At 60.8% G+C, this 15952-nt stretch carries 12 protein-coding genes; 4 read left to right on the top strand and 8 right to left on the bottom strand.

What is annotated here, in order from left to right:
• The first annotated feature begins 56 nt into the window (after positions 1-56).
• The 4 genes from GGD63_RS32120 to GGD63_RS32105 all read left to right on the top strand — a co-directional run bounded on the left by GGD63_RS32120 (position 57) and on the right by GGD63_RS32105 (position 3854).
• Positions 57-980, top strand: coding sequence for a carbohydrate ABC transporter permease (locus GGD63_RS32120; RefSeq protein ID WP_183248014.1), 924 nt, complete (start codon positions 57-59; stop codon positions 978-980).
• Positions 977-1816 (top strand): carbohydrate ABC transporter permease, encoded by an 840-nt coding sequence (locus GGD63_RS32115; protein WP_183248012.1) that lies wholly within the window; start codon positions 977-979, stop codon positions 1814-1816. The genes GGD63_RS32120 and GGD63_RS32115 overlap by 4 nt, the downstream gene beginning before the upstream one ends.
• Positions 1817-1826: 10 nt before the next feature.
• Positions 1827-2930 carry an ABC transporter ATP-binding protein gene (locus GGD63_RS32110; protein ID WP_183248010.1) on the top strand — a complete coding sequence of 368 codons (1104 nt, stop codon included), beginning with the start codon at positions 1827-1829 and terminating at the stop codon, positions 2928-2930.
• 297 nt (positions 2931-3227) lie between these two features.
• Complete coding sequence (locus GGD63_RS32105; RefSeq protein ID WP_312013458.1) at positions 3228-3854, top strand: SMP-30/gluconolactonase/LRE family protein; 627 nt, start codon at positions 3228-3230, stop codon at positions 3852-3854.
• Between the two features lie 204 nt (positions 3855-4058).
• On the opposite strand, the gene GGD63_RS32100 is transcribed toward GGD63_RS32105, so the two are convergent.
• From GGD63_RS32100 to GGD63_RS32065, 8 genes are all read right to left on the bottom strand, one after another.
• The gene (locus GGD63_RS32100) at positions 4059-5492 is read right to left on the bottom strand and encodes an NAD(P)(+) transhydrogenase (Re/Si-specific) subunit beta (protein ID WP_183248007.1); all 1434 of its coding nucleotides are present in this window, start codon (positions 5490-5492) and stop codon (positions 4059-4061) included.
• Between the two features lie 11 nt (positions 5493-5503).
• On the bottom strand, positions 5504-7072 hold the full coding sequence (locus GGD63_RS32095; protein WP_183248006.1) for a Re/Si-specific NAD(P)(+) transhydrogenase subunit alpha: 1569 nt from the start codon (positions 7070-7072) through the stop codon (positions 5504-5506).
• 71 nt (positions 7073-7143) lie between these two features.
• Complete coding sequence (locus tag GGD63_RS32090; protein WP_183248004.1) at positions 7144-8466, bottom strand: NAD(P)/FAD-dependent oxidoreductase; 1323 nt, start codon at positions 8464-8466, stop codon at positions 7144-7146.
• A 294-nt stretch (positions 8467-8760) separates the two neighbouring features.
• A complete protein-coding gene (locus GGD63_RS32085) occupies positions 8761-10497 on the bottom strand; it encodes an alpha/beta hydrolase (RefSeq protein ID WP_210316054.1) in 1737 nt (578 codons plus the stop codon).
• 144 nt (positions 10498-10641) lie between these two features.
• Positions 10642-11355, bottom strand: coding sequence for an acetoacetyl-CoA reductase (gene phbB, locus GGD63_RS32080; RefSeq protein ID WP_183248002.1), 714 nt, complete (start codon positions 11353-11355; stop codon positions 10642-10644).
• A gap of 41 nt (positions 11356-11396) precedes the next feature.
• On the bottom strand, positions 11397-12572 hold the full coding sequence (locus GGD63_RS32075; RefSeq protein WP_183248000.1) for an acetyl-CoA C-acetyltransferase: 1176 nt from the start codon (positions 12570-12572) through the stop codon (positions 11397-11399).
• 55 nt (positions 12573-12627) lie between these two features.
• Positions 12628-14367: a dihydrolipoyl dehydrogenase gene (gene lpdA / locus GGD63_RS32070; protein WP_183248059.1), complete on the bottom strand. Its 1740-nt coding sequence runs from the start codon at positions 14365-14367 to the stop codon at positions 12628-12630.
• Positions 14368-14383: 16 nt separating this feature from the next.
• Positions 14384-15934 (bottom strand): dihydrolipoyllysine-residue acetyltransferase, encoded by a 1551-nt coding sequence (locus GGD63_RS32065; RefSeq protein WP_183248057.1) that lies wholly within the window; start codon positions 15932-15934, stop codon positions 14384-14386.
• Positions 15935-15952 lie beyond the last annotated feature (18 nt).

Below are 15952 nucleotides of genomic sequence, written 5' to 3'. Positions count from 1 at the left end.
CTGGATACCGCACGGGAGGCATCGCTCTCCCGGCGGTGCCGTTTCCTGGACTGACAATGACGCTTTCCGCAAGTCTCAACGCAGCCGAGCAACGCCGCCCTAGTCGCTTTGGGCGCATGCTCGAGGACCGCCTGCCCTATCTCATCGTCGCGCCGGCCATTCTGATCCTCCTCCTGGTCGGGCTGTTTCCTTTGATCTACTCTCTGATCGTGAGCTTCCAGCGCATCACGATGACCGAGAACGACACCTCCTTCGTTGGCCTCTTGAACTATGCGGAGCTGTTCAGGGATACCCGCCTCTGGGCTTCGCTCGGTCACACCGCCATCATCACCGCGATCGCCCTCCCCTTGGAGCTGTTGGTCGGATTCCTGATGGCGCAGCTCTTCATCGATCGCATGCCGGGCAGACAGATCTTCGTCGCGCTGCTGGTGCTTCCGACGGTGATCTCTCCGATCGTCGCGGGCGCGACCTGGCGCCTGATGTTCGACGTCCGCTTCGGCCCAATTGGCCAGATCCTGAGCTTCATCGCTGGAGAACCGGTCCGGATCCTGTGGACCGTCAATCCCACCTACGTCTATCCGGCGATCATCATCTGCGAGGTCTGGCAGTGGTCGCCGTTCATGTTCCTCCTGCTGCTTGCCGCCCTGTCGAATGTCGACCAGTCGCAGCTCGAGGCCGCGGAGATCGATGGGGCATCGTACCTGCGCGTGCTTCGGGCGATCGTTCTGCCGGCGATCGCGCCCGTGATCGCCGTTGCCTGTCTGATCCGCGGCCTCGATCTCGTTCGCATCTTCGACATCATCTGGGCCCTCACCGAGGGCGGGCCGGGCTCGATGACCGAGACCATCTCGCTTTACACCTATGTGCAGGGCTTCTCGCAATTCGAGACCAGCTACACAGCCGCGATCTCCTTCCTGGTGATTGCGCTGCTGACGCTGCTAACGACCCTAGTGCTCAAGCGCATGGAGCTTGCGCGATGAGGATCGGCAAGCTTCCGGCCAGAAAAGCCCGCATTCTCGCCGTCCGGTATCTCGGCGCCGGCACCGTGACCCTGCTGTTCCTGTTTCCGGTCTACTGGCTGTTCATGATTTCGTTCAAGACACCGGACGAGATCTACCATGTGCCGCCGTTGTGGATTCCCGGCCAGATCCAGTTCTCGAACTATTACGTCCTGTTCAAGGATGGCGACGTCCTGGCAATCCTGAACAGCCTGATCGTCGCCGGCGTCAGCTCCGGCATTGCAATCGTTCTGGGAACACTTTGCGCCTACAGTCTCGCACGGTTCGGCACCGGCGGCGAGAACTTGGCGATGTGGATCATCTCCCAGCGCATGATCCCGCCGATCGCGGTCGTCTTCCCGATCTTCCTGATCTATGTGTATCTCGGTCTCGTGGATGGCTATTTCGGGCTGATCCTCCTCTACACCGCATTCAATCTTCCCTACGTCATATGGATGATGCGGGGTTACATCGTCGACGTTCCCCTTGAGCTCGAGGAAAGCGCGCTGGTCGATGGCCTCAATCGATGGGAGGTGATCTGGAAGGTCGTCTTCCCGATGGTTCGCCCCGGTCTCATGGCAACGTCGGTATTCACCTTCGTGTTCGCCTGGAACGACTTTCTGTTCGCACTCGTGCTCACGCGTACCGAGGTCATCACGTTTCCGGTCATGTTGACGCACTATTTTGGCGGTCAGTCGAATTTCTGGGCGAAGATTGCGGCGATGTCCGTCCTGGGGACGTTGCCGATCTTCGTCGCGGTCTCGGTGATGCAGCGCTATCTCGTGCGCGGCATCTCATTGGGCGCAGTCAAAGGTTAGGGAGAGCAGAGTGGCTGACGTCAAGCTATCCGGCGTGCATAAATATTATGGCAACGTGCACGCAGTTCGGGGTGTCGATCTCACCATTGCCGATGGCGAATTCGCCGTGCTGGTGGGGCCGTCCGGCTGCGGCAAGAGCACGCTGTTGCGAACCATCGCCGGTCTCGAGGATCCGGACGACGGAACGATCAACATTGGGGGCGCAGTGGTCAACGACCTGCGCCCGCGCGAGCGCAACATCGCCATGGTGTTTCAGAATTATGCGCTCTATCCCTATTTGACCGTCGGCGAGAACATCGCCTTCGGTCTGCGCGCCCGCAAGACTCCCGAGATCGAGATTAGGAAGCGGGTTAGTGAAGCCGCCGAGATGCTCGGCATCGGCAATTTCCTGCAGCGCTATCCGCGGCAGCTCTCCGGTGGACAACGCCAGCGGGTCGCGATCGGCCGCGCCATCGTCCGCAAGGCCGACCTGTTCCTGTTCGACGAGCCGCTCTCGAATCTCGACGCCCAGCTGCGCGACGAGATGCGCACCGAAATCAAGCGCCTGCATCACGAGATCACGACGACGATGATTTACGTGACCCACGACCAGGTCGAGGCCATGACGCTCGCTGACCGGATCGTTCTGCTGCGAGACGGACTGATCGAGCAGCAGGGCGCTCCGCTCGAGCTATTCGAGCAGCCGCGTACGGGCTTCGTAGCCGGTTTTCTCGGCTCTCCCTCAATCAACCTCATACCTGGGATCCTCAGAACGGACAATGGCGGAGCAGCAGTTGCATTTCAGGCCGGCGAAGGCTTGAATCTTCCGAGTGCAAAAGCCAGGTTGCTGCGCGGCGCCAATGGCCAACAAGTTCTCGTCGGCATTCGCCCCCAGCATTTCAGCCGCGCTGGCGGCGGACCTCTCCGCGACGGAGTAGTCCCCTATTCGGCCGTCGCAGATCTCATTCAGCCGACCGGGACCCGTACATTTACCACGATCAAAATCGGTGGTGTGGATGCGGTTGCCGAGTTGCAGGCTCATGACGTCAGCAGCCATGGCGAGCGGATCGACCTCGCCATCGATCTCAATCGCGTGGTGCTGATCGATCCGGCCAGCGGCCTGGTCATCGCCTGAGGAGCGCCGACAATAGGAGAACAGGAGGAAGAAATGGCGTCGAGAATGTTTGCCACCGGGATCGGAGCCCCCGAGGGCCCGGTGTGCCTGCCGGACGGATCAATGTATGTCACGGAGATGTCCGCGTCGACCCTTTGCGTTACGCGACTTGATCATCGCGGCAACCGCCGCGTGATCCGGACGACCGGCGGGCGTCCGAACGGATTGACGACTGATGGCCACGGCCGGATCTGGATCGCAGAGGCAGGCCTCAAGGCGCTGATCTGCATCGACGAGAGCGGAAACGAGATCCGGCGCATGCAAGGCGAAGGCGCGGACCGGTTTCTGTTTCCGAATGACCTCTGCTTCGGTCCGAACGGATTGCTCTACATGACCGATTCCGGAATGGCCGCCGAGGATTTCATCAATGGCCAGGCCTTCGTGGACGGTTATATGGATCTCGATTGGGACGGCCGTGTGTATGAGATCGATCCGGCAGCCATGAAGGTGCTCCGCGAAATCGATCGCAAGATTCGTTTCACCAACGGCATCGCTTTCGGTCCCGACGATCACCTGTATGCCAACGCGTCCTTTACCGGCGAAATCTACCGATACGACGTGTTCGGCGAAGCGGCGCCAAAGCGCGTCGTCTTCGGCAACGTCCTGCAACCGGATGTGAACCCCGACTTCAAAGGACCGGATGGAATGGCTTTCGGCACCGACGGTCGGCTATATTGTACCGTCTACAATCAGAAGAACGTCACTGTGCTGGACCGCCGAGGTAAGCTCGCCGATCGCTTGATCCTGGATGGACCGCAGCCGACGAATTGTGCCTTTACGATGGAAGGCAAGAAGTTGCGCGTCACTGAAGTCGGCAAGGGCCAGGTCGAGGAAATCGATATGCCGTGTGACGGCCTGCCGCTGCATCTGCCGAAATTTGCCTGATCAGTGTTCAATGCCGATATCGTGATCATGGCGGGCTTGCTGATCGTACATGTGCTCTGGCGCTCGGTCCTGAGGGACGGATCCTATCCTCTGCGCTGACAAAGAGCTAAAACATAAGCCCCAAAAGTGCGAAGGATTCTCCGGAAAGATGATGCTCAACAATGGGCTAGATCACGATTCATTCCAATCTCATCGCAGTTGTTCTTAGTGAAGTCGCGTCAGCAGCTCGTCCAGCGACTTCTTGGCGTCGCCATAAAACATTCGGGCGTTGTCCTTGTAGAACAGCGGATTCTCGATGCCCGAGTAGCCGGTGCCCTGACCGCGCTTTAGGACCAGCACGTTCTTGGCTTTCCAGACTTCGAGGACGGGCATACCAGCGATCGGCGATGTCGGGTCCTCTTGTGCCGCCGGATTGACGATGTCGTTCGATCCGATGACGATCGCGACATCGGTCGACGGGAAATCGTCGTTGATTTCGTCCATTTCGAGCACGATGTCGTAGGGTACCTTGGCTTCGGCGAGCAGCACGTTCATGTGCCCCGGCAGACGGCCGGCGACCGGATGGATACCGAACCGCACTTCCTTGCGTTTGGCCCGCAGCCGCTTCACCAATTCGGAGACCGGCTGCTGTGCCTGCGCGACGGCCATCCCGTAGCCCGGCACGATGATGACCGATTCGGCATCCTCCAGCATTGCTGCCACTCCGTCGGTATCGATCGCCACCTGCTCGCCCTCGATCGCCTGCGCCGATCCGCCGGATGCGCCGAAGCCGCCCAGGATGACGCTGAGGAAGTTTCGGTTCATCGCCCGGCACATGATGTAGGACAGAATGGCACCCGACGAGCCGACCAGGGCCCCGGTGACGATCAGCAGGTCGTTCGACAAGGTGAAGCCGATCGCCGCGGCAGCCCAGCCCGAATAGCTGTTCAGCATCGAGATCACCACCGGCATGTCCGCGCCGCCGATCGCCATGATCAGATGCCAGCCGACCGCCCCCGCAATGAACGCAACGAGGATCATCGTCCAGATCCCAAAGCCATAGAAATAGAGGATGCCAAGCAGCAGGCAAGCGATGCCGGCCGCGATATTGATGGCATGCCGGCCCGGCAGGATGAGCGCCTTCGATTGAATCTTGCCCGCGAGCTTGCCGTAGGCAACGATCGAGCCTGTGAACGTGACTGCACCAATCAAGATGCCGAGGAACAGCTCGACCCGCATGATCGACAGTTCGACCGGCGTTTTGTGCGCTAGCGTCGCCGCGAAGCCCGATAATTTGTCCGCGCTGCCGTCACTCAGGGCTCTCGTCGCCGCTCCTGCCTCGATGTCGGCGTTCAGCCCTATGAACACAGCCGCAAGCCCGACCAGGCTGTGGAAGCCGGCGACAAGCTCCGGCATCTGCGTCATCTGCACTCTCTGCGCGGCGATCGCACCGCCGACCCCTCCAAGGGCGACCATGATGAGGACCAGCCAGACCGCGCCGACCCCGCCGAGAACCGTCGCAGTTACGGCGATGGTCATCCCGACGATGCCATACCAGATCGCGCGCTTCGCCTTCTCCTGGTTGGAGAGGCCACCCAGTGCGAGAATAAAGAGGACTGCCGCCGTGATGTAGGCGGCTGTGATCAAAGCCGAATGCATATGCCCCCCGATCAGCTCTTCTGGAACATGGCTAGCATTCGCCGTGTCACCAGGAATCCGCCGAATATGTTGACCGACGCCATCAAAATGGAAAACGCCGCAAGGACACCGACGATCAGGCTCGATGAGCCTACCTGCAGCAGCGCGCCCAGAATGATGATCGATGAAATCGCGTTGGTGACCGCCATCAACGGCGTGTGCAGCGAATGCGCGACGTTCCAGATCACCTGGAAACCAATGAAAACCGACAGCGCGAAGACCATCAAGTGCTGCATGAAGGTCGGCGGCGCGACGCTGCCGATCAGGAGCGTGACGATCGCGCCGGCAGCGAGCATCCAGGTCTGACGCCTGCCGGCGGTCCTGAACTCGGCGAGCTCACGCGCCGCCCGTTCCTCGGCGGTCTCGACGACAGCCTTCTTCGGCATGGCCTTGGCGATCGCCTGCACCTTGGGTGGCGGCGGCGGGAAGGTGATCACGCCGTCCTTCGTCACGGTGGCGCCGCGGATCACGTCGTCTTCCATGTTGACCACGGGCACGCCGTTCTTGGCCGGCGTTAGGTCATCCATCATGTGACGGATATTGGTGGAATAAAGCGTTGAGGCTTGCGTTGCCATGCGCGACGGAAAATCGGTGTAGCCGATGATCTTGACCCCGTTCGCAGTCTCGATCGCCTGGTCCGGAACGGTCAGTTCGCAGTTGCCGCCGCGTTCGGCCGCGAGATCGACGATCACAGAGCCAGGTTTCATCGCTTCGACCATATCCTTGGTCCACAGCGTTGGCGCCGGGCGGCCGGGAATCAGCGCCGTGGTGATGACGATGTCCATGTTCGGCGCGAGTTCTCGGAATTTGGCGAGCTGTTTGGCCTGGAATTCCGGTGAAGACGGAGCCGCATAACCGCCTGTGGCTGCCGAATCCTGGGTTTGCTCGAATTCGAGGAACACGAATTCGGCGCCCATCGATTCGATCTGCTCGGCGACCTCCGGCCGCACGTCGAAAGCATAGGTGATCGCGCCAAGCGAGACCGCAGCACCGATCGCCGCCAAGCCGGCGACACCCGCGCCGACCACCAGCACCTTGGCGGGGGGTAACTTGCCGGCGGCAGTGATCTGGCCGGTGAAGAAGCGTCCGAAATTGTTGCTCGCCTCGATCACTGCGCGGTATCCGGCGATGTTGGCCATGGACGATAGAACGTCCATCTTCTGGGCACGGCTGATCCGCGGCACCATATCCATTGCCAGCGCCGTCAAGCCCCTGGTCTTGAGCGCTTCGAGGAGCTCGGTGTTCTGACCGGGATACAACAGCGAGATCACGACCTGCCCGGCATGGCCCATCTCGACTTCGGTCTGCCCAGGAGGACGGATCTTCGCGACGACATCGGCTTGGGCCCAAAGGTCCGCCGCGTCGGCCACCACCGTCACGCCGGCATCGCGATAGGCTTGATCCGAGAAGCGGGCCGCCGATCCGGCTCCTGATTCGATGAGGCAGTCATAGCCGAGTTTCTTCAGTGCGATTGCGGATTGCGGCGTCATCGCCAGGCGCTTCTCGCCTTCGACGCGCTCCCTGGGAGTACCGATCTTCATGGGCGGTTCGTCTTTCCGTTGCTCAGTGACGCGGTGAACAGGATTTTGATCTGGTGCGGGACGATCCCTGGTCAATGGAGCTTGACGTGGGGCTCGGTGCGCCGGTTGATCAGGCGGGCCAGCGTGTTAAGCGTCACCTTTACCAAGCCATGCAATGCGTATTCATGCATTTTATAGAGAGACAGGTACATCATTCTCGCGAACATACCCTCGAAGACCAGGTTGCTGCCTATAAGTGCGCCCAGAATCGAGCCCACGGCACTGAACTCACCGAGCGATACCAGGGATCCGAAGTCCCTGTACCGATAGGCATCTAGCGGCTTGCCCTGCAGAAACCGTGGAAGCTGACAGAAGAGATGCGCTGCCTGCTGATGCGCCGCCTGCGCACGAGGCGGCACGTTGCCGCGCTCCCCCCATGAACAGGCAGCACAATCCCCAATCGCAAAGATGCCGGCATCACGCGTCGTCTGTAACGTCGGGCGAACGACGAGTTGATTGATCCGGTTCGTCTCGAGACCAGCAATGTCTTGCAGAAAATCGGGTGCTTTGACCCCCGCGGCCCAGACGATCAGTTCGGCGGGGATCGTCCGGCCATCCGTCAAGCTGACGCGATCGGCACCAACCTCGGCAACCTTGGCGCCGACCAGCACCTCGATTCCGAGCCTAGCCAGCAACTTCTCGGTCTCCTTCGAAACTCGCTCCGGCAAAGCTGGAAGCACCCGTTCGGCGGCTTCAATCAGCGTAATCCTGATGTCTTTCTGAGGGTCGACCTGGTCGAGGCCATACGCCACCACCTCATGCGTCGTTCGCTGGAGCTCGGCAGCAAGCTCTACACCGGTCGCGCCGGCACCAACGATTGCGACTTTCAGTTGGTGAACTCCCAGCGGCGAAGATTGGGCATGTGCACGAATGCATGCATTGACCATTCTTTCATGGAATAGCCGGGCATCCGCCTGCGTCTCAAGCTTCATGGCATGGTCTGCGACGCCAGGGGTGCCGAAGTCGTTGTTCTGGCTTCCGACAGCCAGCACCAGAACGTCATAATCGAAAGTCCGCTTCGGCGTCACTTCGCGACCTTCTGCATCGAGATGTGGCGCCACCTGTACCTGACGGCGATCCCGATCAATCCCGATCATCTCACCGACGCGATATCGGAAGCCATGCCAGTAGGACTGCGCGAGATAATCGACCTCGTGAGCGCCGATATCCATACTCCCGGCTGCGATCTCGTGAAGCTTCGGCTTCCACACATAGGTGCGGTTTTGCTCGATCAATGTGATTTCGAGCTTTCCTTTGCGTCCATACTTGTCACCAAGACGCGTCGCAAGCTCCAATCCGCCGGCCCCGCCTCCGACGATGACAATCCGGGATTTTTCGAACTGCCGCTTACTCATGATCGCCCTATCCGACCGCGCCCAACCAGTCTACAGCAGGCCAAGCTCCTCTCAAAAACCCCATCCGCGGCAAATCATCCGTCATGTTCGCAATGACTTGCCGCCACAGGAAATCGCCGTAGAATTTCGACCGCCCCAACGAGCTCAAAACGCAACCAGCCATGAGGCCGACCTGCCAATCCGCAATGATGCTTCCTGACGATTGCAATTGGAAACCCTGCCCGCACCAACATCAGATGAAGCGTCGATTGTTGCCTCGGCTAAATCGGAAGCCGTCCGGGGCAGGTGCGATGCTCAATTCGACTTCTGCTTGACGTAGCTGCCCGGCGCCGGCTCGATCACCTGATAAATCCTGTTGCCGGGCTGGGCCGGGGCCGGGACAGTTCCACTCGAATGTCGCCTCAGCCAAGCGCTCCAATCGGGCCACCAGCTGCCGGGCTTCTCTTCGGCCTCAACGAGCCAATCCTCAGCCACGTAGTTCACATCATCGTTTATCCAGTGACTTCGCTTATTGCGTGCCGGCGGATTGATCACGCCCGCCACGTGACCGCTCGCGGCCAGCACGAAGCGTGGCTCGCTGCCGATGATCCGCATCGAACGATACGCAGTCTGCCACGGAACGATATGGTCCTCGCGCGAGGCGAGCACGTAGAGGGGCGCCTTGACCTTGGAAAGATCAATCGGCACGCCACACTGCGTCGTCGCCCTCGGATCCTTGATCTTGTTCTCCACATAAGTGTTACGCGTGTACCAGCAGTACATCGGTCCTGGCAGGCTCACGGTGTCGGAATCCCAATACAGCAGATCGAACGCATCGGGCGGCGCTCCCTTCAGGTAGCTGTCGACGACATAGCGCCAGATCAGGTCATTGGCGCGCAACGTGCCAAACGTGAACGCCAAATCCTTCCCCGGCAGAATGCCACCGTTGCCGATCGTCGCCTCGCGTAACGAGACCGACCGCTCGTCGATCAATAGCCCAATGTCGCCGGCGTCGGAAAAGTCCAGCATGGTCGTCAGCAGGGTGAGACTTGCCAGCTGGTCTTCGCCGCGCCCTGCCAATACCGCCGCCGCGCAGCTAAGAATGGTGCCGCCGACGCAGAAACCCAGCGCATGGACCTTGTCCACATTCGTGACATCGCGCACGATATCGATCGCTTTCAACGGACCAAGAGAGAGATAGTCGTCCCAGGTCAGATACGCCGTCTCGGGGACGGCGCTCCGCCAGGAAATCAGAAACACGCGATGCCCTTGGGCGACGGCGTATTCGACCAGCGAATTATCTTTCCCGAGGTCGAGCAGATAGTATTTGTTGATGCACGGCGGCACCATCAGCAGCGGCGTCTTCTCCACCTCGGCCGTCTGCGGCGTGTACTCGATCAACTGGATCAATTCGTTCTGGAATATGATCGCGCCGGGCGTGATTGCGAGATTGCCGCCAACTTCGAAGGCCGATTCATCGACGCGCGTGATCCGGCCTTTCCTGACGTCCTCGATCAGGTTCATCATGCCTTGCACAAGGCTCGCCGATCGCGTTTCGATGGCTTTGCGGACGACTTCGGGATTTGTCGCCGGGAAATTCGACGGACTGATCGCATCCATAAACTGGCGTGCGTAGAAGCGAAGCTGCAACTTCGTTTTCTCATCGACCTGCGCCTGCTCGACCTGATCGAACAACTGCTTGGCCGATAGCAGGTAGGATTGCCTCAGGAGGTCGTAGAGGGGCGCGGCCTGCCACGCCTCATCTTTGAAGCGCCGGTCGCCGCGTACCGGCTCGATCGCGGGCTTCGCGCCGAGCGTGGCAGCCCTTATGGGAGCCGAGGTCCAGAAACGCCAGAGCTGCATCAGGTACTCGCGCTGCACATCCATGGCGAGCGCAAAAGGTGAAGGCGCCTCGCCTGCCGCCACACTCTTGCCCTGCACTCCCATCGCCGCCGCGAGTGCATCGTCAAACCGCTTGGCCGACTGCTGACCGGCCTGCATCAGCTCCTCCAGATATCCGGACAGATCGTTAGGCAATGTGTCACTGTTCATCTTCCCCTCCAGTCGTCCGTAAGAGAGCCTCTCCAATACTTCTCAGGTGATCCGGATCCTCACCCCTTTTCCACGTGGGGTCATCCGATCTGCTTTTCTGGTCGTTCGTCGGTTGCTCCGGCCTTGTCTACCTCGATAGCTGACTCACGCCATGTATTGGCCGCCATTGGCGGCGATGGTCGCCCCTGTGATGAAGCCCGCGTCCTTCGATGCAAGAAAGACGACACAGCGCGCGATTTCCTCAGGTTCACCCAGCCGGCCGACGGGAATCTGCGGCAGGATGTTCTTGTTCAGCACTTCTTGCGGGATCGCCTTCACCATGTCCGTGGCAATATAGCCAGGACAGATCGCATTGACGGTGATCCCCGAGCGGGCACCTTCTTGAGCCAGGGCCTTCACGAAGCCGATGTCGCCGGCTTTGGCGGCCGAGTAGTTGACCTGACCCATTTGGCCTTTTTGCCCGTTGATGGACGAGATGCAGATCACTCGGCCGAATTTTCGCTCTCGCATGCCGACCCAGACAGGGCGCGTCATGTTGAAGAGCGAGTTGAGGTTGGTGTTGATGACCCCATACCATTGTTCCTTGCTCATCTTGTGGAACATCCCGTCCTTGGTGATGCCCGCGTTATTGACGAGCACGTCGACCTGTCCGATGTCGCCGAGCGCCCTGGCGCACGCGTCATAATCGGACACATCCCATTTGCGGACTTCGATGCCGGTCTCGGCCTTGAATTTGGCCGCAGCTTCGTCATTGCCGGCATAGCTCGCCACGACATTGTAGCCGGCGTCTTTCAGCGCCTTGCTGATCGCTGCGCCAATGCCGCGCGTGCCCCCTGTAATCACCGCTGTACGAGCCATTATTACCTCCGTTGAAACCGTTACCGTTGTGACCGCCGCGATCAGCGCTCCACAGTCAGCGCGATGCCCATGCCACCCCCGATGCAAAGCGTGGCAAGGCCCTTCTTCGAGCCGCGACGCCGCATTTCGTGAAGAAGTGTGACGAGCACGCGTGCACCGGATGCCCCAATCGGATGGCCGATCGCGATCGCGCCGCCATTGACGTTGACGATCGCCGGATCCCAGCCCATGTCCTTGTTGACCGCGAGCGCTTGCGCAGCGAAAGCCTCGTTGGCCTCGACGAGCTCCAGGTCCTTGACCTTCCAGCCTGCTTTCTCCAGAGCCCTTCGTGAGGCAGGGATTGGGCCCGAGCCCATGATCGCGGGATCGACACCGGCGGTCGCCCATGAGGCGATGCGAGCGAGCGGCGTCAGACCACGCGTCTCGGCCGACTTGGCCGTCATGAGCACCACCGCCGCCGCGCCGTCATTGATGCCTGAGGCGTTGCCCGCAGTCACTCCGCCGTCCTTGGAGAAGGCTGGTTTCAGTTTCGCAAGCGAATCGAGCGTTGCGCCGTGACGGATATATTCGTCATTGTCGATGACGATGTCGCCTTTCCTGGTCTTCACCGTTACCGGCACGATCTCCTCCTTGAAGCGGCCGGCCTTCTGCGCGGCCTCGGCCTTGTTTTGCGAGGCGACCGCGAACTGGTCCTGCTCGTCACGGCTTATCTGCCACTTGGCAGCGACGTTCTCGGCCGTATTGCCCATGTGATATCCGTGGAACGCATCGAGCAGCCCGTCCCTCAGCATCGAGTCGGCGAACTTGAAATCGCCCATCTTCACCCCGCTGCGCATGTAGGCCACATGGGGGGCCAAGGACATGGATTCCTGTCCGCCCGCAACGATGATGCTCGCGTCGCCATTGGCAATCTGCTGCATGCCCAGAGCCGCGGCGCGCAAGCCCGAACCGCAAAGTTGGTTCAGGATCCACGCCGTCTTCTCCTGCGGCACGCCGGCTCCCATAGCGGCCTGGCGACCCGGGTTCTGGCCTTGGCCGGCGGCGAGCACCTGACCCATGATCACCTCGTCGACTTCCGCACCGTCGACCTTCGCCCGTTCGAGCGCGCCCTTGATGGCGGCCGCGCCCAGATCGTGAGCAGGCGTGTTGCCGAAGCCTCCGTTGAAAGACCCGACCGCAGTACGGGCCGCCGATACGATCACGGCATCAGTGGACATGAAAATCCCTCTTTATTGCTCTCATCCGGTCGATGTGAGTACGAAAACTGCTTCGCTATTTCTTCTTTTGCGGCGGCAAATCGGTGCAATGGCCTTCGAAGAGCTCGGCCGCCATACCGACGGATTCGCACAATGTCGGATGCGGATGGATCGTCTTGCCCAGATCGGCGGACTCGCATCCCATCTCGATCGCCAGGCAGAGTTCGCCAATGAGGTCGCCGGCATGGGTACCGACGATCCCGCCGCCGACAATCCGGTGCGTCGTCTCGTCGAAGATCAGCTTGGTGAAGCCCTCATCGCGACCATTGGCGATGGCGCGGCCAGACGCGGCCCAGGGGAACACAGCCTTGCCGATCTTGATGCCTTCGTCCTTGCATTGCTCTTCCGTCTTGCCGGCCCAGGCGATCTCCGGATCGGTGTAGGCTACAGACGGGATCTGGCGTGCGTCAAAAAAAGACTTCTCACCTTTTGCTACCTCGGCTGCGACATGGCCTTCGTGCACGGCCTTGTGCGCCAGCATCGGCTGCCCGACAATGTCGCCGGTGGCGAAAATATGAGGGACATTGGTCCGCATCTGCTTGTCCACCAGTATGAAACCGCGCGCGTCGACGGCAACGCCCGCCTTCTCCGCTCCGATCTTCTTTCCGTTGGGTGAGCGACCAACCGCGACAAGGACGAGATCGTAGAGTTGCGGGGTGGTAGGCGCCTTCGCGCCCTCGAAAGAGACCTCGATGCCCGCCTTTGTCGCCTTTGCGCCGACGGTCTTCGTCTGCAGCATCACATTGTCGAAGCGGTGCTCGTTCTTCTTCTCCCAAACCTTGACGAGATCACGATCCGCGCCCGGCATCAGCCCAGGGAGCATTTCGACGACGTCAATGCGTGCGCCCAGCGTCGAGTAGACGGTCGCCATTTCCAGACCGATGATGCCGCCACCCACGACCAGCATGCGTTTCGGGATCGAGCGAAGCAGCAGCGCGCCGGTCGAGTCGACGATGCGCGGATCCTCCGGCAGGAAAGGCAGCCTCACCGCCTGCGAACCCGCCGCGACGATCGCCTTGCCAAAGCTGATCGTCTTTTTGCCGGCCGCCGTCGTCACTTCGACATGATGCGAATCGAGAAAGGAACCTATGCCGGTGACAACATCGACCTTGCGCGCTCTGGCCATGCCGGCGAGGCCGCCCGTCAGTTTGGCGATCACCCCGTCCTTGGAGGCCCTCAGCTTGTCGAGGTCGATCTGCGGTGGCCCGAAAGTCACCCCGTGCGCGGCAAGATGGGGGATTTCGTCCATTGCAAAGGCCGTGTGCAGCAGGGCTTTGCTCGGAATGCAGCCGACATTCAGACACACGCCGCCGAGCGTAGAATAGCGTTCAACGAGCACGGTTTTCATGCCGAGATCGGCTGCGCGGAAGGCCGCCGAGTAACCGCCCGGCCCCGCGCCGAGCACGAGCATATCGCAGTCGATGTCGGCCTTGCCACCGTAGCCCGCGACCGAAGCCCCGGGCGCAGAAGGAGCCGGAACCTCCTCGCCCTTCGCCGCTACGCGCGCCGTCGCGGCTGCGGCCTCGATCGTGAGGATCACGGACCCTTCGCTCACCTTATCGCCGACCTTGACCCTGATCTCCCTGATGATACCGGCATGCGATGAAGGAATCTCCATCGACGCCTTGTCGGATTCCACCATGATGAGGCCGGTATCCACCGCAATGGCCTCGCCGGGCTTCACCATCACTTCAATCACCGCGACATCCCTGAAGTCGCCGATATCGGGAACTCTCACTTCGATCTGGTTCGCCATCATGATGCTCCGACCATCAGAACAGCACTCGCCGCATATCGGCGAGCAATTTGGCGAAATGGACATTGAACCGTGCGGCGGCGGCCCCGTCGATGACGCGATGATCCCAGGAGAGCGACAACGGTAGCGTCAGACGCCAATTGACCGTCTTGCCGTCCGGCGAATGCTGCTTCCAATAGCTCTTGCACACGCCCATGATCGCGACTTCGGGCGCATTGATGATCGGGGTAAAAAAAATGCCGCCGATCCCGCCGAGCGAGGAGATGGAGAACGTTCCTCCCTGCATGTGCTCGGACTTGATCTTGCCGTCCCGCGCGAGTTTGGCGAGTTCGTTCATCTCCTTGGCGATCTCGGGGATCGTTTTCTTGTCAGCATCGCGGATCACCGGGACCATCAGCCCGTTGGGCGTGTCGGCGGCAAAACCGATATGCCAGTAATTTTTGTGGACCAGCGTGTCACCGTCGAGGCTCGCATTGAACTCCGGGAATTTCTTGAGGCTCGCGACCGCCGCCTTCACCATGAACGGCAGAAGCGACAGCTTCACGCCGCTCTTCTCCAGTTCCTTGTTCATCTGGACGCGGAACTGTTCGAGATCGGTGATGTCGGCTTCGTCGTGGGTCGTCACATGCGGAATGACGACCCAGTTGCGATGAAGGTTGGCCGCGGAGATTTTTTTGATGCGGCCCATCTCCTTGTGCTCGACCGGGCCGTATTTCGCGAAATCGACCTTTGGCCAGGGCAGAAGCTCGATGCCGCCGGCACCACCATCCACCCTCGCGGCGGTGGTTTGCGCTCCGCCTTTGACAAAGGCCTCGACATCTTCGCGCAATATGCGGCCGTGATTGCCCGTCCCTTTCAGTTTTCCGAGATCGACGCCTTTTTCGCGCGCAAGCTTGCGGACAGCCGGGCTTGCATAGGCGAGTGCAAAGCTCTCTTCGTCAAAAGCGCCGACCACCGCCGCTTCCACGGCGGCGGTCGGCGAGACAGCAGGCGACCTGGGAGGACCGTCGGCCTGCATGGTAGAGCCAGCCGTCACGAGCGAGAGAATGATCGCGCCCTCGCTGACCCTGTCACCGATGTTCACCCTGATCTCGCGCACCGTTCCCGCGAGCGGCGCGGGCACTTCCATCGTCGCCTTGTCCGACTCAAGTGCGATCAGCGGATCTTCGGCTTTCACCTTGTCGCCGGGCTTCACGAAGATTTCGATGACCGGAACGTCCTTGAAGTCACCAATGTCGGGGACGCGCACGTCAGCGACACCGGCCGGCGCGCTGACGGGCGATGGCGGCGCGCTGACGACCGGGCGAGCCTCGGCCTGCTCCGCGCCGGCACCCTCGAACTGCACAATTACGGCCCCTTCGCTCACCTTATCGCCAACCTTGACGAGGACCGATTTCACGAGGCCATCCCGCGGCGACGGCACCTCCATGGTCGCCTTGTCGGACTCCAGCGCGACCAGCGGATCCTCGGCCTTCACCTTGTCGCCCGGCTTGACGAACACCTCGATCACCGGCACGTCCTTGAAGTCGCCGATATCGGGAACCCTGATGTCGATCACGCCGCTCATCGCTCTGCCCTGGGCTCC

Source organism: Bradyrhizobium sp. cir1, assembly GCF_014198245.1.
Classification (GTDB): Bacteria; Pseudomonadota; Alphaproteobacteria; order Rhizobiales; family Xanthobacteraceae; genus Bradyrhizobium.
The sequence above is the reverse complement of the archived record's forward strand: the minus strand, read 5'-3'. Positions and strand labels throughout refer to the sequence as shown.

What these genes read in the sequence shown, in the direction of transcription:
- lpdA (WP_183248059.1), bottom strand. Translation starts at nt 14,367, where the DNA reads ATGGCGAACCAGATCGAAGTGAGAGTTCCCGATATCGGCGACTTCAGG.
- GGD63_RS32085 (WP_210316054.1), bottom strand. Translation starts at nt 10,497, where the DNA reads ATGAACAGTGACACATTGCCTAACGATCTGTCCGGATATCTGGAGGAG.
- GGD63_RS32115 (WP_183248012.1), top strand. Translation starts at nt 977, where the DNA reads ATGAGGATCGGCAAGCTTCCGGCCAGAAAAGCCCGCATTCTCGCCGTC.
- phbB (WP_183248002.1), bottom strand. Translation starts at nt 11,355, where the DNA reads ATGGCTCGTACAGCGGTGATTACAGGGGGCACGCGCGGCATTGGCGCA.
- GGD63_RS32105 (WP_312013458.1), top strand. Translation starts at nt 3,228, where the DNA reads ATGCAAGGCGAAGGCGCGGACCGGTTTCTGTTTCCGAATGACCTCTGC.
- GGD63_RS32095 (WP_183248006.1), bottom strand. Translation starts at nt 7,072, where the DNA reads ATGAAGATCGGTACTCCCAGGGAGCGCGTCGAAGGCGAGAAGCGCCTG.
- GGD63_RS32100 (WP_183248007.1), bottom strand. Translation starts at nt 5,492, where the DNA reads ATGCATTCGGCTTTGATCACAGCCGCCTACATCACGGCGGCAGTCCTC.
- GGD63_RS32075 (WP_183248000.1), bottom strand. Translation starts at nt 12,572, where the DNA reads ATGTCCACTGATGCCGTGATCGTATCGGCGGCCCGTACTGCGGTCGGG.
- GGD63_RS32090 (WP_183248004.1), bottom strand. Translation starts at nt 8,466, where the DNA reads ATGAGTAAGCGGCAGTTCGAAAAATCCCGGATTGTCATCGTCGGAGGC.
- GGD63_RS32065 (WP_183248057.1), bottom strand. Translation starts at nt 15,934, where the DNA reads ATGAGCGGCGTGATCGACATCAGGGTTCCCGATATCGGCGACTTCAAG.
- GGD63_RS32120 (WP_183248014.1), top strand. Translation starts at nt 57, where the DNA reads ATGACGCTTTCCGCAAGTCTCAACGCAGCCGAGCAACGCCGCCCTAGT.